This is a genomic window from Xanthobacter sp. (genome assembly GCF_041911315.1).
Taxonomy (GTDB): domain Bacteria; phylum Pseudomonadota; class Alphaproteobacteria; order Rhizobiales; family Xanthobacteraceae; genus Xanthobacter; species Xanthobacter aminoxidans.
The window spans coordinates 133,809-150,853 of record NZ_JAYRPE010000071.1 but is presented as its reverse complement, the minus strand read 5'-3'; the positions used below and the strand labels follow the sequence as shown (position 1 = coordinate 150,853).

Here is a 17,045-nt window from a genome sequence, read left to right as displayed (position 1 = left end):
CGGGCCTCGACCATCGGGTCGGCCGGCTGGCCGGCCTCCGGGGGAGGAAGCAGCGGGGAGGGGCCGGCGGGTCGGCGAGGCGCCGGCGGGCGGTCAGTTTGGCGCTCGGGTTGGCGCTCTTGCTGGCGCTCGGGAGCGCGCTCTTGCGGACGCTCCTGCGGCCGTTCGGCTGCGCGGTCACGGGCCGGAGGCGCTGCGGCCTCGGCGTCCGCCTCCTCGGGGGAGAGCAGATCATCAACGGAGAGGCGCGGCGTCGCGCTGCGGCCGGCGCGGGCGGAACGGGCCGCCGGCTGCGCTGCGGCTTCCTCGGCCTCGGCCTCACCGGCCGGATAGGAGCGCTCGATCTGCCGGGTCAGCCGGTCCAGCTGGCGCAGCACCAGCCCCATGGCGGTGATGACAAAGCCACCCGAGGCGGCGACGGCGCCGGTGGTGATAAGGGTATTGCCGAAGGCCGAGACGTAGATCGTCACCCCGAGGCCAATGACCGCAAGCCCGGCCAGAGCGATAAGAACGCCGAGAAGGACCAGGAACCACCACATCTCGCACCCCGCTTCCGCATGCCGGCCTCAGCCGGTCTAATCAAAGGTGGTACCTCGGCGCGAAAATCGGCCGCTTCAAGGTTGTTTGATGGCGAGCACGACCCTATCTAGGTCCACGCTCGGACATGTCGTATACCCGGTATGGCACCGGGGCAGCGATTTCGCCCCGGGCGAAATGCCGGATAGATTGCGGAGATGTTTCATGTCCTTCACGCTGCCCGACCTGCCCTATGCCTATGACGCGCTTGCGCCGTACATGTCGCGCGAAACGCTGGAATACCATCACGACAAGCACCATCTCGCTTATGTCAACAATGGCAACAATCTCCTAAAGGGAACTGAATTTGAAGGGAAAACCCTTGAGGAGATCGTCGTGGGCTCGTTCGGCAAGAACGCCCCGCTCTTCAACAATGCCGGCCAGCACTACAACCACCTCCATTTCTGGAATTGGATGAAGCCCAACGGCGGCGGCCCCATCCCCGGTGAGATCGAGAAGAAGATCATCGAGGACATCGGCTCGGTCGAGAAGTTCAAGGAGGACTTCATCGCCGCCGGTGTCGGCCAGTTCGGCTCGGGCTGGGCTTGGCTCGCGCTCAAGGACGGCAAGCTCGTTGTGCTGAAGAGCGCCAATGGCGAGAACCCGCTGGTGCAGGGCGCGACCCCGATTCTCGGCGTCGACGTGTGGGAGCACTCCTACTACATCGACTACCGCAACCGCCGCCCCGACTACCTGAAGGCGTTCGTCGACCACCTGATCAACTGGGACTACGTGGCCGAGCTTTACGGCAAGGCCGTCTGACGGTTTCCCTCCCGGGCCTGCGCCTCCTTGGAGCGCGCGGGCCCGCATGGGGTATGCGGGGCGGGGGCAATGCCCGGATGCAACTCCGACGCGCAAGTGCCCATGTAAGACGCGGCGGCTGCGTTTTTCTTTTCCCGCCAGTGATCGACTCTGCCTTCCAAGAACATTTAGCCGCTTAACCTTACCATTGGTCAGCGACGCTGCCGCAATTGCTCCCGAAGCTGCCTTAATTTTTTGCAACCTACAGCATAATTTTGTTGCGATCCTCCTCTACTCCATCTTAGCTGTGATCCGCGTAGCCATCTGCGGTATTATGGTGGCGTATCGCGCTGGGGGCCCGGGAGCGATCCTGGAATCGGCGCGACAGGAGTTGGGTTCGGGATCCTCCATCAATGTCGTTCCTCGATATCGAACGTCGGCCGGGCGCGATTGCGGACGCCTGCGCCCTTGTGCTGATCGCCGGTGTGGCGGTCATTGCCGCGCTCACCTTCTCCGACTATGGCCTCGGCTGGGATGACTTCACCCACTCCCAGTATGGCGACCTGCTCTATTCCTATTTCTCGTCAGGGCTGACGCACCGGAAGGTCTTTTCCTTCGTCAACCTCTATTATTACGGCGGCGGCTTCGACCTCGCCGCAGCGGCCATCGCCAAGGCGCTGCCTTTCGTCGATGTCTTCGACATCCGACGGCTTCTGGGGGGCCTCGTCGGCGTCATCGGCTTCGTGCTGGTGTGGCGGGCCGGCCGGCGCCTCGCCGGGCCTTGGGGCGGCGTTGCCGCCGTCGCGCTGCTGATGATCTGCCCGCTCTATTACGGGCACATGTTCATGAATGCGAAGGACGCGCCATTCGCCGTCGCGGTGGCCGGCGTGCTCTATGCCTGTATCCGCGCGTTCGATGAATTCCCGCAGCCTTCGCCGCGCACGGTGACGCTCTTCGGCCTGTTCCTGGGGCTGGCGATCGGTACGCGCGTCCTCGGGCTGCTCTGCGGCGTGTATCTGGCGGCGGCCATCGCCTTCGTGCTGGCTGTGGAATGCGTGCGCCTCGGGATCAAGCCGGCGCTGCTGCGCACCCTGCGCTTCACCGGCCTGCTGATGCTGGGTCTGCCGCTCGCTTATTTCGTGCTGGGCATCGTGTGGCCCTGGGGCGTCGCGGAACCGCTCAATCCGCTCGTGGCCCTGAAGTATTATTCCCACTTCTGGGAAGTGCCCTGGCGCGAGATGTTCGAGGGCCGGCCCATCCTCGTGCCGGACATGCCGCGCACCTATGTGCCGACGCTCTTCTCCGTGCAGATGCCCGAGCTGTTCCTCGGCCTTGCGGTGGGCGGCGCGGCGGGGGCAATTGTCTCGGCGTTCGTGGGCAAGGATACGCCGGCGAAGCGCGCCCGGCTGGTGCTCATCGTGACTGCGGCGGCCTTCCCGGTGCTGCTGACCGTCGTCACCCGCCCGGTGATGTACAACGGCATCCGCCACTTCGTGTTCGTCACTCCTGCCCTGGCGCTGCTCGGCGGCTACGCCGCATCTTGGCTGTGGCAGAAGGCGCAGGGGCTTCCGCGCCTCGCCCGGGGCGCCGTGGCTGCAACGTTCGCGGTGGGTCTCGCGGTGCCGGCGGTTGATTTCCACAACCTGCACCCTTACGAATATACCTACTACAACCATTTCGTCGGCGGCATCAAGGGCGCGGACGACCTGTTCATGCTCGATTACTGGGGTCTTGCCTTCAAGCAGGCCACGGAGGAGCTGGACGAATATGTGGAACAGCACCGGCGCACGCTGCCGCAGGGGCGCAAGCTGCGCGTGGCCGTCTGTGGCCCGCACTTCGCCGCCGCCGCGGAACTCGGTCCGCGCTATGAGACGACGTACGACAGCAAGAACGCGGACTTTTATATGCGTCTCGGCGAGTTCTACTGCGCCGACGTGAAGGCGCCGCTGCTGGTCAAGGTCGAGCGCGAGGGCGTCACCTACGCCACCGTCTACGACGTGCGCGGCCGGCCCTTCCCGAGCGTCTTCGCGGCCGGCCAGTAGGGCCAGCCATTCTCAGCGAATCGAAAAGGCCGGGCTTGCGCCCGGCCTTTTGCTTTCGTGCGCCGGCCGTGAGCCGCCGCACCTTGCTCACTTGGCGCCGAGCAGCTCCGGCACGCTGAGGAGGACGAACTCGTTGTCGTCGTTCTTCTGCGGGCTGCGGCCGGCCGAGTAGGGCAGGTTGTTGTCGTTGCCCACCACGATCTCGGTGGGGCTCACCATCACCACGTCCTCGATGGTGAAGAAGGGCAGGTCGAGAACGCCTTCGGTGCCACCCTGCTTCGCCTTGCCGTTCGGATCCTTGATGGCGAGGAGGTCGATATAGCCGACCTTGCGCACCGTCTGGCCGGCGGTCTCGGGCGAGAAGGCGATCTTGTAGACGCGCTTGAACTGCGCCGGCTTGTCGAAGCAGGAGGGCTCGGCCTTGCCGGCGGCGCAGGCCTTGAAGCGGGAGCCTTCCAGGCTGTCGCGCTCGATGACGAGGCCGTGGGTGTCGTCGATCATGTTGAAGTCGCCGATGGCGTTGCCCGCCACAGCCAACGGATACTTCCACGAGCGGCCGGTCCATTCGCGCTTGCCGAGATCGAACTCGACGATGCGCAGCACCTCGGCCTCGCCCACCTTCTCCTTGCCGCCGGCGGCCGCATCGAACAGCGGGCCTTCGAGCAGGGCGTAGAGCTTCGTCTTGTCCGGGGAGAGCGCCATGCCCTCGAAGCCCTTGGAGCGATAGACGTTGAACGCCACCTTGCCGTCCGGCGCGCCGGGCGTGGTGACGGCCGGGTGATCGGGCGAGCGCACGACCTTGCCGTCCACCTTGGTCTCGAATACCGCCTTCACCTTGCCATCGAGGTCGGTCTCGATGAGGAAGGGGCCGAACTCGTCGCCGAACCACAGGCTGTCACCCACGCGCTGGATCGATTCGAGATCGAAGTCCGAGCCGGTCAGGTAGCGCGTGGCGGTGCCTTCCATCGTGATCGGGTAGGGCACCTTGCGGTCCGGGTCGCTGATGAAGATGGTCTTCAGGCGCTCGATGGTGCCGGCCTTGAAGTCCATCTTCAGCCGGTGGGCGGTCAGCATGGCGTCCGGCGAGTTGGCCTTGGAGCCGAAGCCGTTGTCGGTGAGGACGAGAAAATTCCCGTCGCCCTCGGAGACGATGCCGGAGAAGCCCTGCACCGGCTGCCCCTCGAACGGCAGGGAAAGGCCGGTCTCGCGCGGGGCGGACGCGTTGGACAGGACGCTCGCGCCCTTCACGCTGCCGATGGCATCGATGCGCACGCGATCGGCGCCGGTGAACTTGCCCGACGTCTTGAGCGCATCCGGCGCGTCGGCGGGGGCGGGGACGAAGGTCGCGGCCGGCAGGACCACGTGGCCGGCGAGGACGGCCGGGAAGGCGGTACCTTCCGCGGCCTTGTCCTGGCTGGACTTATCCTGGGAAAGAGCTGGCGAAACGAACGCGGCTCCGGCGAGCAGCGCGAGGGCAAAGCATTTCAGGGTGCGCATGGGAAACCTCCAAAGGTCCGTGCGCACCGCATCTGCGGCATCATCCTTGACGCAGCGGCGACAGCCCCGCGAACTTTGCATGACCTAGAGGAAGATCAGATCCATCTCAGCCGGCGGAAGCTCCACAGGAGGATGAAGCCGAGCAGCAGCAGGAACACCGAGAGCGCCCAGAAGGCGGCGGGATCGCTGCTGCCGGGAATGCCGCCCACATTCATGCCGAACATGCCCGAGATGAGGGTCATGGGCGCGAACACCACCGTGACCACGGCGAGCACCAGCATGGACTTATTCATCTGCTCCGCGCGCGCGTCCACCATCTGGTCTCGGATGACGGCGGCGCGCTCGCGCACGCTGTCCAGCTCCTCGGAGAAGCGGGCGACGCGGTCGGCGGCATCGCGCAGGCGGTTCCTGTCCTTGGGTCCCATCCAGGGGTCGTCTTCCAGCGCGAAGTGATTGAGCGCCTCGCGCTGGGGCGCGATGTGGCGGCGCAGCTTGATGGCCACCCGGCGCAGCACGGCGAGCTTGGGCAGAAGCTCGGACGTCTCCGTGACGAGGACGGCGTCCTCAAGTTCGTCGGCCTCCTCGATCAGCGTCGTCACCACCGCATCCACCCGTTCCACGAGGCGCATGGAGAGATCCGCCACGAACTCACCCTGGGAGCGCGGGCAACGGCCGCGGCCGAGCGCATCCTCGAAGTCGGCGATGGCGGAGAGGAAGTCGTGCTGCACCGAGACGATGCGCCGGGCGTCCACCCACAGGTGGACGGTGATGAGCTCCTCCGGCAGCGCGTTTCGCTGCAGGTTGATGCCGCGCAGGGAGAGCAGGGCACCATCGGCGAACATCACGCAGCGCGGGCGACACTGGTCCTCCGCCATGCTCTCCAGCGCCGGTGCGTCGAGACCCACATCCTGCCGCAGCCAGGTTTGCGACATCCGGGGCAGATGACGAAAATGCAGCCAGATGAAGCCGCCGTCGGGGGCGGTGGCCGACACGGCCTCCTCCGGCTTGATGCGCCCGGCGCCCCCTTTGCCGTCGAACCACCACGCCGAGACGAGGCCCTGCGTGTCGATGGTGGAGGCGGGAGAGGCCATGGCAGGTTCCGTCGCTGACGTATCGTGCTCTTCCTCGCACGATTGCACGACGCGAAAAAGTCTTGGCGTTGCGTCAGCTCACCGCTGCGCGTGTTTGCCTGGCGCAGCTAACGCCGCGCGAGGGCGTCGAGAATCCGCACCCAGCTTCGCGTGCCCTTGTGGAACGACGTGAGGTCGTACTTCTCATTGGGCGAGTGGACGCGATCATCGTCCAGGGCGAAGCCGATCAGCAGCGTGTCCACGCCCAGCCGGTCCTTGAACTGGCCCACCACGGGGATGGAGCCGCCCGAGCCGATGGTGACCGGAGCGACACCCCACTCCGCCTCAAGTGCCCCGGCGGCGTGGCCGAGGTCCGGGCTCTCCGGCGGCACGAGGAAGGCGCGGGCGCCCTCGCCCCAATGGAAGACGGCCCGGCAATCGGCCGGCACGCGCGCCGCCACGAAGGTTTCGAAGCCGGCCCGCAGCTTGGCCGGATCCTGATCCGCCACGAGGCGGAAGGAGATCTTGGCGGTCGCCCGCGCGGGGATGATGGTCTTTGTGCCGGCCCCGGTATAGCCGCCGAACATGCCATTGACCTCGAAGGTCGGCCGCGACTGGATCTGCTCGATCACCAGCCGGTCGCTCTCGCCGGCCGAGACCGAGAGGCCGACCGGCTTCAGGAAGGCGTCAGCGGTGAGCCCCAGTTCCTGCCAGCGGGCGCGCACCTCGGCGGGCGGCTCGCGCACATCGTCGTAGAAGCCGGGCAGCGTCACCCGGCCGTCGGCGTCATGGGCGTCGGCGAGGATGGCGGCCAGAACATGGATGGGGTTGCGCGCGGCGCCGCCGAACAGGCCGGAATGCAGGTCCCGGTCGGCACCCTCGATGGTCAGCTCGGTGTGCAGGATGCCGCGGAGCGAACTGGTGATGGAGGGCGTGCGCTGGTCCCACATGCCGGTGTCGCAAACGAGCGCGAGATCGGCCGAAAGCTCGCCCGCATGGGCGGCGAGGAAGCCGGGGAGGTTGGGTGAGCCGCATTCCTCCTCGCCTTCCAGCAGAACGGTGACATCCACCGGCAACGCGCCGCGGGTCGATCGGAACGCCCGGAGCGCCTCGAGGAAGGTCAGCACCTGCCCTTTGTCGTCGCAGGCGCCGCGGCCGACGATGGTGCGCCGCCCGTCCGGCGTGGTGCCGAGGCGTGGTTCGAACGGAGGCGTTTCCCACAGGTTCAGCGGGTCGACCGGCTGCACGTCGTAATGGCCGTAGAACAGCACGCGCCGCGATGCACCGGTGTCTGTGCGGGCGACCACCACCGGATGGCCGGCGGTGGGATGGACGACGGCGGTGAAGCCGAGAGTCTCAAGCTCTCCCGCCACCCAGTCCGCCGCGCTCCGGCAGGCGGCCGCGTGGGCGGGGTCGGTGGAGATGGACGGAATCCTGAGGAAGTCGAACAGACGCTCCAGCGCCCCGTCGAGCCCCGCATCCACCGCCTTCAGAACCGGATCGAGTTCCGTTGCCGCCATCTCGCCCTCCGCCAGCGCAACCTCTGTCACGGGCCGCGATGGACCCGGAATCGCTGGGATGCTGGCGGTAGCGGGACCGTCTGGCAAGGTGCCAGACGGTCAGGCGCCGGATCAGCTGGCGGTGACGAGATCGGCGGGCGTGGCGATCACTGCAGAAGCCGGGCGCCCTAGACGGCGCGCGCGCTGGAGGACCGAGCCGATGCGGCGATAGAGCAGCCGCGGCGCGACGGGCGTGCCGAGCGCGGCGTCATAGCCGGTCCGGCCGGCGATGCGCACAAGCTGCTGCGCCGGAACTTCGGCAACGAGCACGGCAGGAATGCCGGCACCGAAGCGGAAGGGATTGGTGGGGGCATCCTCGGGATCGTCCACCTGCACCACGAGCACATCGGCGGTGCCCTGGGCGGAAGGATCGGTCACTTCGTCGATGGACGCGACCTCGCGCACGGATCCGACCCCAAGGGCGGACAGAGCGAGGCGCGTCGCCTGGCGACGTTCCATATTGGCATCAAGGAGGACGATGCGGGCAGTGGGTAACACCTTCATGAGGCGCTCCAGGTCATGGCGCGCCTCGGTCCCCATCCGCACGGGAAGAAGGCTCGGGCACGCGTGGTGAGCATCCCTGCCGACGCGACCCCGCAATCCCGCCGACACTCTATGACACTACCGCTAGGAGTCTTCTGACGCAACACTTTCGACGCCGCGACCGTTGAGCTGCCCTGCCGGACCGCCGCGATCGCGGCCACGCTGCCGTTAGGTACCGACGGACGGTGCGACAGCACCTTGAGCCGTGCTGCGGCCGGATCGGCCCGGCGCAAAGGCCATCACCCGCCCGTCACCGTTTGCTGATGCTGCCCAGAATGCCTCTCAGGATGGCTTTTCCCAGCTGGGAGCCGACCTGAGTCGCCACCGAACGCGCCACCTGCCGCACCACCACTTCGGTGGTGGACATGCGCGTGCTCGGCCGGGTGCCGGTGGAGCCGGTACCGGCGGTTCGCCCGGCGGGGGAGGGGACGCGCGGCGTCGGCGCACCCGTGGCGGTTCCCAGGACGCCGCCCAGGATGCTGTCGAGAATGCTGCCGCCGCCGGAGGACGGCGCGGCGTCCTCCGCGTCCGGCTGGGTCTTTTCCTCAGCCCGCGCCTGCAGCATCTCGAAGGCCGATTCGCGATCCACCGGCGTGTCGTAAAGGTGCCCGACCGGGCTTTTCGCCAGGATGGCCGCGCGCTCGGCGGGGGTGAGCGGCCCGATGCGGCCGGAGGGCGGGCAGATGAGCGTGCGCTCTACCATGGAGGGAATGCCGTTGCCCTCCAGCATGGACACCAGCGCCTCGCCCTTGCCCAGCTCCATGATGGCCTTGGCCGTGTCGAGGTCCGGATTGGGCCGGAAGGTCTCGGCCGCCGCCTTCACCGCCTTCTGGTCACGAGGCGTGAAGGCGCGCAGCGCGTGCTGCACCCGGTTGCCGAGCTGGGCGAGAACCGTCTCCGGCACGTCGAGCGGGTTCTGGGTGACGAAATAGACGCCGACGCCCTTGGAGCGGATGAGCCGCACCACCTGCTCCACCTTCTCCAGCAGCGCCTTGGGCGCCTCGTTGAAGAGGAGGTGGGCCTCGTCGAAGAAGAAGACGAGCTTGGGCTTGTCCGGGTCGCCCACCTCGGGCAGGCGCTCGAACAGCTCCGAGAGCAGCCAGAGCAGGAAGCAGGCATAGAGGCGCGGCGAGCCCATCAGCTTGTCGGCGGCGAGGATGTTGATGGTGCCGTAGCCGGAGCGGTCCACCCGCATGATGTCGGCGATGTCGAGTGCCGGCTCGCCGAAGAACTTGTCCGCGCCCTGGTTCTCCAGCACGAGGAGCTGGCGCTGGATGGCGCCGACGCTCTGCGCCGAGACGTTGCCGTAGGTGGTCGTCAGGGTCGCCGCATTGGCGGAGACGTGGGCCAGCATGGCCCTCAAATCCTTCAGATCGAGCAGCAGCAGGCCCTGCTCGTCGGCGATGCGGAAGACGATGTTGAGCACGCCTTCCTGCGTGTCGTTCAGGCCCATCAGGCGGGCGAGCAGCAGAGGCCCCATCTCGGAGATGGTGGCGCGCACCGGGTGGCCCTGCTCGCCGAACATGTCCCAGAAGATCACCGGGAAGCTATCGGGCGTGTAGGTGATGCCCACCTCTTCGGCGCGCTTCAGCAGGAAGTCCTTGGCCTCGCCCTGGGCGGCAACGCCGGAGAGGTCGCCCTTGATGTCGGCGGCGAACACCGGCACGCCGGCCCGCGAGAAGCCCTCCGCCAGCACCTGCAGCGTCACCGTCTTGCCGGTGCCGGTGGCGCCGGTAACGAGGCCGTGGCGGTTGGCGAGGCGCAGGGTGAGATATTCGTCCTTGGATTTGGCGTGGGTCGCCGCCGCCTCTGACCGGCCGAGGAAGCTGCGTCCCACGAGGATGCGGCCGTCGGATTCGGGCGCCGGCGCCCGCCCGCCGGTGGACGCTGCGGACGAGGTTCTCGGAACTGACGTGCGGCTCCAGGGGCCGGCCGGCGGCGCGGCACCGGCCGGGGCGCTCTGTTCAGGGCTCGTCCCGGAATTCGTCCCTGGGCTCTTGACCATGGCGGTGTCCTCACTCGCGGCACGTGGTCCAGCCGAATCGTGCGTTCGGGTCCGGCCGCGGCATCGGGGAGTTTTCGCCCGCCTTCGGGATGCGGGCAAGTCCGTTGCAGCACCGCTCACGCTTGAGGGCGCCGTCCGGTGGTGGCGGCCGGCCACGCTTGCGAAAGTGCGCCATGCCCGGCAATCTCACGCCAGTCTCGCCTGCGATGCGGCGCAAGGAGATGGCATGGACGAGTTGATTGCGCGTCTGACCGAGCGTGTCGAAGTGAATGGCCCGACGGCCGAGGCCCTGGTTGCCATCGTCATCCAGTTTCTCGCGCGCGAGGCGCCGGCCAGCGCCATGGCGCCCCTCTATGAAACCCACCCCTGGGCTAAGGCGCTCGCTGATGCCGCGCCGCGCGAGGATGCCACCGCCCAGTCCGAGCGGCATTTCGGCGGCATGGCCCGTCTGATGCAGGTCGCCGACCGCATGATGGCCCATGGGCTCACCATGCCGCAGGTACAATTGTCCGTCCGCGAGACCGTGGCCTATGCCCGCGAGACCGTCGGTGCGGAACCCGTGAACCTGCTCGTGCGCTCGGTGCCCGGCCTGACCCATGTGGTGTGACGGCTAGGGTCACGGGGCAGTTGACTCGGCCCACGATTGTGGCCTGATCTTGCCGCCGGCATGCACAAGCCGGGTTTGAAGGGGGGTCGCATGTCCTATCCCATCATCGAGATCGAAGGCGTCGGCTCGGTCTATGCCGAGAAGCTGAAGACGGCCGGGATCACCACCACCGAGGGGCTGCTGGAGAGGGCCAAGTCGCCCAAGCTGCGCAAGGAGCTCGCGGCGGCCACGGGGATCGACGAGAGCCGCGTCCTCAAATGGGCCAACATGGCCGACCTGATGCGCATCAAGGGCGTGGGCGAGGAATATTCCGAGCTGCTCGAGGCGGCAGGCGTCGACACGGTGAAGGAACTGAAGACCCGCGTGCCGGCCAACCTCACCAAGGCCATGGCCGAGGCGAACGCCAAGCGCAAGCTGGTGCGCGCATTGCCCACCGAGAGCATGGTGGAGAAGTGGGTGGCGCAGGCCAAGGAGCTGCCGCCCGTGCTCACCTACTGAGCCTGTCCCATCCCACACCGGCCGCACCGGACCGACCGCCGGTGCGGCGCGCGTGGGGATGCGTTGCGGCGGACCCTTGAAAACCGCCCGTCCTCCCCGTAATAGAGGGCGCGCGTGCCGCGGTAGCTCAGCTGGTAGAGCAACGCATTCGTAATGCGTGGGTCGGGGGTTCGAATCCCTTCCGCGGCACCATTCGACCATCTACTGACGTCGATCGGCGTCGAAAAATAGAACAAAATCAACCGGTGCCCGGCCCCGAGCGTTGCGGGGCGTCGATGGTCGTCTGTTGGCATCAATGCCCACACGATGCCCCTGTAGGACTTTGCTGTCCGCGCTGCGAAGCCCCAGCCAAACCCTGTGAAACTGTCGGAGCGGGAGCACAAGGCGGTTCGGACGATCGCCAAGGTGACTTGACTGCTCAGCATCGCGCGCGCCGAGCTTGGGACGCGTCCGATCTCGGCAATCACAGCTGCCGAAGTGCTCAAAGTCCTGAAATCGGTCGACGAACGAGGAAATCACAAGACGGCAAAGCGCCTGCGCGCGACGATCGGCGGCGTCTTCCGATACGCCATTGCCACAACGCGCGCGGAGAATGATCCGACCTACGCTCTCAAGGGCGCCTTGACCGCGCCGACCGTAACGCATCGCGCAGCCATCACGGATCCGAAGGGTCTTGGCGCGTTGCTCCGCGCGATTGAAAGATTCGATGGGCAACCGACCACACGCGCGGCTCTTCGGCTGATGCCCATCCTCTTTCCACGGCCAGGTGAACTGCGCATGGCGGAGTGGAGCGAATTCGATCTGGGGAAGGGAGAGTGGACGATCCCTGCATCTCGCATGAAGATGCGGCGGCCCCATCGCAGCCCACTTCCTCGACAGGCTATCGAAATCCTGCGCGAGCTGCACGCGATCGCTGGTCGCGGTAAGCTCCCATTTCATTCCGTGCGGACCGTCCTTCGCTAGATCAGCGAGAACACCCTCAATGCCGCTCTTCGGCGCCTGGGCTACGCGAAGGACGAAGTCACGGCCCATCGCTTCCGCGCAACCGTCTCCACGCTGCTGAACGAGAGCAGCTTGCGGCACGCCGATGCCATGGAGTAGCAGCTCGCCCTCATCGAGGCTGACGATGTTCGACGAGCTAATGTGCGCGGCGAGCACTGGGACGAGCGCGTGCGGATGATGCAGTGGTGGGCGGACCGGCTCGATGAGTTGGCGCGCGAGAAGGCAGTGATTAGATGAGCCTGCCTACTGATTTCATCTACCTATCCGAGGCGCTGAACTTGGCCTTGAGGCGGGGCTATGTCCGCGAGGATGCCGAGCGAAAGCTCGCACGCGAAATTGCACATGGGTGTTTCAGTGAGAGCGGCCACGGAGTGTAGCTTTTTCTACCTACGGATCCTCCAGTCGATTCGCTGGCCGACTGAGGTGGTCCCCGAAATCCGGACAGGGAGTTAAGCTTGGTTCGGCCTGACGGAAGGACGAGCCCGATGACCGGGAAGAGGAAGCGTTATTCAGCGGATTTCAAGGCGAAGGCGGCCCTGGAGGCGCTGCGCGGGGAACAGACGGTGGCCCAGCTGGCAGCGAAGCACGGCGTCCACCAGACCATGATCAACGCTTGGAAGAAGCAGGCCGTCGAAGGGATGGCGACGGTGTTTCCGGCAAGGCGGAAGCGGCCGATGCTGCCCGTGAGAGCGAGATCGACCAACTCCACGCGAAGATCGGCCAGCTTGTGGTGGAACGGGATTTTTTGCGTCGGGCCTCCGGGCGCTGAGCGTGAGGGCGAAAGGCGACATGATCGAACCGGATCACCCTCAGCTGCCGATCACACGCCAGTGCGCGCTGGTCGGCATCAGCCGGTCGGCCTTCTAGGGCGGCCCGCGCACCGAAAGCGCTGAGAGCCTCGCCTTGATGCCAGTTCCTCGAGACACCGTGGTACGGCTCGCGACAGATGGTCCGCCATTTACCAGCGGCCGAAGACCACGGTGCGGCACCCGCAGCACCGCATCTTTCCCTATCTCTTGCGGACCATGACGATCGACAAGCCAGACCAGGTCTGGTGCGCCGACATCACCTACATCCCGATGCGGCGCTGGTTCCTGTACCTGGTCGCCATCATGGACTGGCACAGTCGCAGGGTCCTGTCCTTAGGATTGCGCACGCAATCCGTCCCGGATTGCTATGGCGCCTCTCCAACACCATGGAGGTGGACTTCTGCATCGAGGCGCTGGAGGAGGCCTTGTCCCGGTTCGGGCGGCCGGGCATCTTCAATACCGACCAGGGAAGCCAGTTCACCAGCCCGCGGTTCACCCAGGTGCTGCTGGACGCCGGCGTACGGCTTTCCATGGATGGTCGCGGCCGGTGGATGGACAACGTGTTCATCGAGCGCCTCTGGCGGTCGCTGAAATACGAGTGCATCTACCTCAACGCCTTCGAGACCGGTTCCGAGACGCGGGCCGGGATCGGCCGATGCATCACCTACTACAATCGCACGAGGCCCCACTCGGCTCTCGGCGGCAGAACGCCGGAGGAGGTCCACATGGCCTGCGACGGCATCGACGGCGTGACACACACCAGAACCAAGCTTAGCGAAGCCGCCAAAATGTCCGGCGAATGGGGACCACCTCACCCCGAGGCGGCGAACAGCCAGGGGCCCACTTGATGCTTCAGCGAGACCGCGATGTCTCCGGCCACGCCGCCGGTGTCGGACAATCCGTTGACATCGGAGAGCCACGACTGGGTGATGCCCGCAGTCGCGCCCAGGAACCAGTTGTCGACGATCTCCTTCTGCGCGCCGAGTCGGTAGGTCACACTGTTCAGGCTATAGCCGCTGGCATCGGCGCTGGAGGTCTGGTGCGCCCAACTGCCGGTGACCCGCGCCCACGCGCAGCTCGTCTCTTCCATCAGCGTGTCTGAGCCGGCGAAGATCGGGCAGCTCAAGGCCATCTTCATGGAGGTCATGGCGCCGAGAGTTTGTACCGAGGCGACGCTCGCGGACTCTTCCGGGGTGATGCTGTCGATGGCGCGCGTGTAGTCCTGGATCGACGCAGCATTGGAGAGTTGGCCGAACAGCTTCGCATCCGACATGTCGACGGCGCCGCTATTCCACGGCCTTTCGACCGGCACCACCCTGAGCGCCGCATCGCGTGAGCGCCTGAACGGCTGGCTCATCGGCTGCACCACCGGCACGGCGAAGCTCTGCGCCGGACTGCCGGCGGACTGGCGCGCGGGTGACAAGACCGGCTCCGGCAGCCACGGCACCAGCAACGACGTCGCAGTGGTCTGGCCGCCGGGACGACCGCCGCTCGTCATCGCCGCCGACCTCACGCAGGCGCCCGGCGATGACGCCCGGCGCAACGGGGTCCATGCTGCAGTCGCCCGCGCAGTCGCCACTCTGGACGGCTGACGCGCGGGCCGGGGCGAACGTGAAACTGCTGCGGCCCCTCCAGTCGGGGTGCCGCATCACCCCATGACGGGGGGAAAGCCCACCGCAAAGCCTTGGCAGTCAAGAGATTTCAGCCGTACGGCCCCAGCGGCGACGGCGAGGCGGACTGGCCCGCCGGGGGGGCGGTGATAGAGGTCGGCGTGGGCGGCGAGGAAGGCTGACTGTTCTTCTTCTGGGGCGAAGGACATGCCGTCGAGGTAATGGTGGCCGTTGCGCTCCACATGGGTGAGGCCCAGGAGGGAGACGAGGGCGAGGTCCTGCTGGGTGCTGATGCCGGCCCAGGTGCAAAGGTCTTCTGCGGAAAGGAAAAATCGGCTTTCGCCCAACTCCGCATTGGCCTTGGCGATGCGGGCGGCGTTGAGCATGGATTTGTAGAAGCCCTTGCAGGTCTTGCTCGAAACGCCGTTATATCCCAATGAGATAGCCTGGGGAAAGGCATCCAGGGCGGCGTCCGATTCGTCGATCATTACGGGCTTGAGGGCGGCCAATGCCCCCACCTCCCGGTGCAGCGCGACGGCGCGGCGGATGGGTTGCTCGATATAGAGGGTGGAGGCGCAAAGCCTTGAAAGGGCTGGTGTTTCCAACATGCGCCGCCACAGTTCGACGATGCCCTCCACGTCCGAATACTGCTCGTTGCCGTCCAATGTGGCGCGATAATCGGCAGGGCCGGCGTCCAGCACCGCGGCGATGCGGGTGAGGCGGTCGAGATCGGCGGCGATGTCGCCGCCCGCCTTCAGCTTGTAGAAGCGGCATCCGTAGGTTTTGACAACGTCCTCAAGGGTTTGCGGCAGGCCATCGGCTGGGCCTTCGAGCGGGTCGGAGGCCGTGAGGGCGTCCACCATGCCCACCGTGTGGCGCACGCCGATGGTATCCTGCGGCCGCAGATTGCCCAGGAATTGGGCGATATCGAAGCCCTGGAGGTCCTCCGTCAGCCCGGAGCTAACGGTGATACCTGCCACATTGCCCCGGATCATCTGGGAGAAGGACATCCCCAGCATCCGCCCGGTGGCATCGAGGATGGCCCGGTCCACCAGTGCCGGACCGTAGGACGCAACCAGCGGATTGAGACCCAGCGCGGCGCAGCGCGCCTGCTGCTCCCGATAGACCGCCGCGGAGAGGCCGAACGGGGTGTCGGCGGGCAGGCCGGAATAGAGATCGAGCGCTATCTTCAGCGACGTGCGGAGCTGCTCCACATTGTCGTCGTCGGAGAGCGCGGGGTTCTTGTCGAACCATTTGGGCAGAAGGCATTCGGCGGCGATGCCGACCGCGCCGCGCCCGTCCATCGCCTCGATCCGCACGGTGAGTTCGGCCTGCCGCACCTCTCGCAGCGTGGCGACGCCGAAGCGGAACGGCATCCGCAGCTTCGCCGCGCGCTCGCGCAGGTTCGCCTCGGCCAGCCGCAGACGCGGCGCCGCGTTCGCTCCCATGATTTTATCCTTTGAATTGAGGTGGTTATTCCACCATGCGCGGGAAGGCGCCGCTGCGGGCGCGGGCCTCCAGCGGCCAAGTCTCGCCCAGGCGCCGTGTGGTCGCCATCACGAAGGAGCCGCAGCTTTCGAGATCCGCCCGGCTCATGCGGTTGGTGGGGGCGGCGAGGCTCACCACGCCCACGCATTCCGGCGCACCGCCGAGGGTCGAGGCAAGAATGGGCGCGGCTACGGCGCCCACGCCCAGCTCGTTCTCCTCATAGCTCAGCGCGAAGCCGCGCCGCGCCACCTCCTCCAGCTCCGCCCTTATGTCGGAAATGGAGGTCTTGGAATAGGCGGTGGAGGCCTCGATTCCCTGATGCATCAACAGCTTGAGCGCATCGGCAAAGGGTAGGGTCGAGAGCCACGCCTTGCCGGTGGCGTGGGTGTGGAGGCCGATTTCCAGCGTGTAGTTGGGATCGATGCGCAGCGACCTCTTGCTGCCCGCAAAGGATTGCACCCACACGATTCTCTGCCCGCCCGGCTCGACGATGGCGAGGCGGACCAGTTCGCCGGTCTCCTCCGCCAGCTGGCGGAGCGCGGCGGAGCACTGGTCCAGCAGACGGCTGGTCTGGAGATGGCGCAGGCCGAGATTGCTGATGCGGTAGGTGAGGTAATAGCGCTGGGCCCGCTCATCGCGCCACACCAGCATCTGCGACTCCAGCGTATTCAACAGCTTGGAGACGATGGCCTTGTTGAGGTCCAGGCGCCGCGCGATCTCCGCCAAGGGGAATCCATCCACGGAATCGGCCAGCATCCCGATGATGTCGAAGGCCCGCTCCACGGAGACGATGGTCTCGTCGATCTTTTCAGGACGGGCCCCGGCCGCAACTTTCGCCATCTCATCTACCCTTCGACGCACCACGCCTTCACTGATAACGATGTTATCCATGATTTCGAGCGTGGCAAGGCCAGATAGGCGCGGAAACAGCGGACTTCCTCTGAAAATACCCGCTTGACTCCGACTTTGGACGAATCTAGCCCTATATATATGGGTAA

At 66.4% G+C, this 17,045-nt stretch carries 13 protein-coding genes, 1 tRNA gene and 3 pseudogenes; 8 read left to right on the top strand and 9 right to left on the bottom strand.

Annotation, left to right across the window (positions count from 1 at the left end):
- Window positions 1-539, bottom strand: a pseudogene (locus ACE3QW_RS20935) (hypothetical protein); the annotation flags it as partial.
- 202 nt (window positions 540-741) lie between these two features.
- Between ACE3QW_RS20935 and ACE3QW_RS20930 the strand changes: the two are divergent.
- Both ACE3QW_RS20930 and ACE3QW_RS20925 read left to right on the top strand, forming a co-directional pair.
- On the top strand, window positions 742-1,338 hold the full coding sequence (locus tag ACE3QW_RS20930) for a superoxide dismutase (protein WP_024277967.1): 597 nt from the start codon (window positions 742-744) through the stop codon (window positions 1,336-1,338).
- Between the two features lie 392 nt (window positions 1,339-1,730).
- Window positions 1,731-3,359, top strand: coding sequence for a glycosyltransferase family 39 protein (locus ACE3QW_RS20925; protein ID WP_024277968.1), 1,629 nt, complete (start codon window positions 1,731-1,733; stop codon window positions 3,357-3,359).
- A gap of 87 nt (window positions 3,360-3,446) precedes the next feature.
- Here ACE3QW_RS20925 and ACE3QW_RS20920 read toward each other — a convergent pair whose 3' ends face one another.
- From ACE3QW_RS20920 to ACE3QW_RS20900, 5 genes are all read right to left on the bottom strand, one after another.
- Window positions 3,447-4,856: an esterase-like activity of phytase family protein gene (locus ACE3QW_RS20920; RefSeq protein ID WP_374253762.1), complete on the bottom strand. Its 1,410-nt coding sequence runs from the start codon at window positions 4,854-4,856 to the stop codon at window positions 3,447-3,449.
- Between the two features lie 95 nt (window positions 4,857-4,951).
- Window positions 4,952-5,947, bottom strand: coding sequence for a zinc transporter ZntB (locus tag ACE3QW_RS20915; protein WP_029555038.1), 996 nt, complete (start codon window positions 5,945-5,947; stop codon window positions 4,952-4,954).
- Window positions 5,948-6,054: 107 nt separating this feature from the next.
- The gene (locus tag ACE3QW_RS20910) at window positions 6,055-7,446 is read right to left on the bottom strand and encodes a M20/M25/M40 family metallo-hydrolase (protein ID WP_374253760.1); all 1,392 of its coding nucleotides are present in this window, start codon (window positions 7,444-7,446) and stop codon (window positions 6,055-6,057) included.
- 111 nt (window positions 7,447-7,557) lie between these two features.
- A complete protein-coding gene (locus tag ACE3QW_RS20905; RefSeq protein ID WP_156026210.1) occupies window positions 7,558-7,989 on the bottom strand; it encodes a hypothetical protein in 432 nt (143 codons plus the stop codon).
- Window positions 7,990-8,278: 289 nt separating this feature from the next.
- Window positions 8,279-10,033 (bottom strand): helicase HerA-like C-terminal domain-containing protein, encoded by a 1,755-nt coding sequence (locus tag ACE3QW_RS20900; RefSeq protein ID WP_374253758.1) that lies wholly within the window; start codon window positions 10,031-10,033, stop codon window positions 8,279-8,281.
- Window positions 10,034-10,259: 226 nt separating this feature from the next.
- On the opposite strand from ACE3QW_RS20900, the gene ACE3QW_RS20895 reads away from it, so the two are divergent.
- The 5 genes and pseudogenes from ACE3QW_RS20895 (at window position 10,260) to ACE3QW_RS20875 (ending at window position 13,797) form a co-directional block, all read left to right on the top strand.
- On the top strand, window positions 10,260-10,640 hold the full coding sequence (locus ACE3QW_RS20895) for a hypothetical protein (protein ID WP_374253757.1): 381 nt from the start codon (window positions 10,260-10,262) through the stop codon (window positions 10,638-10,640).
- Window positions 10,641-10,730: 90 nt separating this feature from the next.
- Window positions 10,731-11,138: a DUF4332 domain-containing protein gene (locus ACE3QW_RS20890; RefSeq protein ID WP_374253755.1), complete on the top strand. Its 408-nt coding sequence runs from the start codon at window positions 10,731-10,733 to the stop codon at window positions 11,136-11,138.
- 116 nt (window positions 11,139-11,254) lie between these two features.
- Window positions 11,255-11,330 (top strand) — tRNA-Thr (locus tag ACE3QW_RS20885).
- Between the two features lie 285 nt (window positions 11,331-11,615).
- Window positions 11,616-12,101, top strand: a complete 486-nt coding sequence (locus ACE3QW_RS20880; RefSeq protein WP_374253753.1) for a tyrosine-type recombinase/integrase — start codon at window positions 11,616-11,618, stop codon at window positions 12,099-12,101.
- A gap of 524 nt (window positions 12,102-12,625) precedes the next feature.
- Window positions 12,626-13,797: pseudogene (locus ACE3QW_RS20875) on the top strand (IS3 family transposase).
- Here the strand turns inward: ACE3QW_RS20875 and ACE3QW_RS20870 are convergent.
- Window positions 13,761-14,222: an autotransporter domain-containing protein gene (locus ACE3QW_RS20870; RefSeq protein ID WP_374253751.1), complete on the bottom strand. Its 462-nt coding sequence runs from the start codon at window positions 14,220-14,222 to the stop codon at window positions 13,761-13,763. The pseudogene ACE3QW_RS20875 and the gene ACE3QW_RS20870 sit on opposite strands and share 37 nt — an antisense overlap.
- 34 nt (window positions 14,223-14,256) lie before the next feature.
- Between ACE3QW_RS20870 and ACE3QW_RS20865 the strand changes: the two are divergent.
- Window positions 14,257-14,541 (top strand): annotated as a pseudogene (locus ACE3QW_RS20865) (serine hydrolase); the annotation flags it as partial.
- Window positions 14,542-14,597: 56 nt separating this feature from the next.
- Here the strand turns inward: ACE3QW_RS20865 and ACE3QW_RS20860 are convergent.
- The gene (locus ACE3QW_RS20860; RefSeq protein WP_374253749.1) at window positions 14,598-16,007 is read right to left on the bottom strand and encodes a mandelate racemase; all 1,410 of its coding nucleotides are present in this window, start codon (window positions 16,005-16,007) and stop codon (window positions 14,598-14,600) included.
- Between the two features lie 25 nt (window positions 16,008-16,032).
- Window positions 16,033-16,887, bottom strand: a complete 855-nt coding sequence (locus tag ACE3QW_RS20855; protein ID WP_024278050.1) for an IclR family transcriptional regulator — start codon at window positions 16,885-16,887, stop codon at window positions 16,033-16,035.
- Between the last annotated feature and the right edge of the window lie 158 nt (window positions 16,888-17,045).

What these genes read in the sequence shown, in the direction of transcription:
- ACE3QW_RS20900 (WP_374253758.1), bottom strand. Translation starts at nt 10,033, where the DNA reads ATGGTCAAGAGCCCAGGGACGAATTCCGGGACGAGCCCTGAACAGAGC.
- ACE3QW_RS20915 (WP_029555038.1), bottom strand. Translation starts at nt 5,947, where the DNA reads ATGGCCTCTCCCGCCTCCACCATCGACACGCAGGGCCTCGTCTCGGCG.
- ACE3QW_RS20925 (WP_024277968.1), top strand. Translation starts at nt 1,731, where the DNA reads ATGTCGTTCCTCGATATCGAACGTCGGCCGGGCGCGATTGCGGACGCC.
- ACE3QW_RS20855 (WP_024278050.1), bottom strand. Translation starts at nt 16,887, where the DNA reads ATGGCGAAAGTTGCGGCCGGGGCCCGTCCTGAAAAGATCGACGAGACC.
- ACE3QW_RS20890 (WP_374253755.1), top strand. Translation starts at nt 10,731, where the DNA reads ATGTCCTATCCCATCATCGAGATCGAAGGCGTCGGCTCGGTCTATGCC.
- ACE3QW_RS20920 (WP_374253762.1), bottom strand. Translation starts at nt 4,856, where the DNA reads ATGCGCACCCTGAAATGCTTTGCCCTCGCGCTGCTCGCCGGAGCCGCG.
- ACE3QW_RS20860 (WP_374253749.1), bottom strand. Translation starts at nt 16,007, where the DNA reads ATGGGAGCGAACGCGGCGCCGCGTCTGCGGCTGGCCGAGGCGAACCTG.
- ACE3QW_RS20870 (WP_374253751.1), bottom strand. Translation starts at nt 14,222, where the DNA reads ATGTCGGATGCGAAGCTGTTCGGCCAACTCTCCAATGCTGCGTCGATC.
- ACE3QW_RS20905 (WP_156026210.1), bottom strand. Translation starts at nt 7,989, where the DNA reads ATGAAGGTGTTACCCACTGCCCGCATCGTCCTCCTTGATGCCAATATG.
- ACE3QW_RS20930 (WP_024277967.1), top strand. Translation starts at nt 742, where the DNA reads ATGTCCTTCACGCTGCCCGACCTGCCCTATGCCTATGACGCGCTTGCG.
- ACE3QW_RS20910 (WP_374253760.1), bottom strand. Translation starts at nt 7,446, where the DNA reads ATGGCGGCAACGGAACTCGATCCGGTTCTGAAGGCGGTGGATGCGGGG.
- ACE3QW_RS20895 (WP_374253757.1), top strand. Translation starts at nt 10,260, where the DNA reads ATGGACGAGTTGATTGCGCGTCTGACCGAGCGTGTCGAAGTGAATGGC.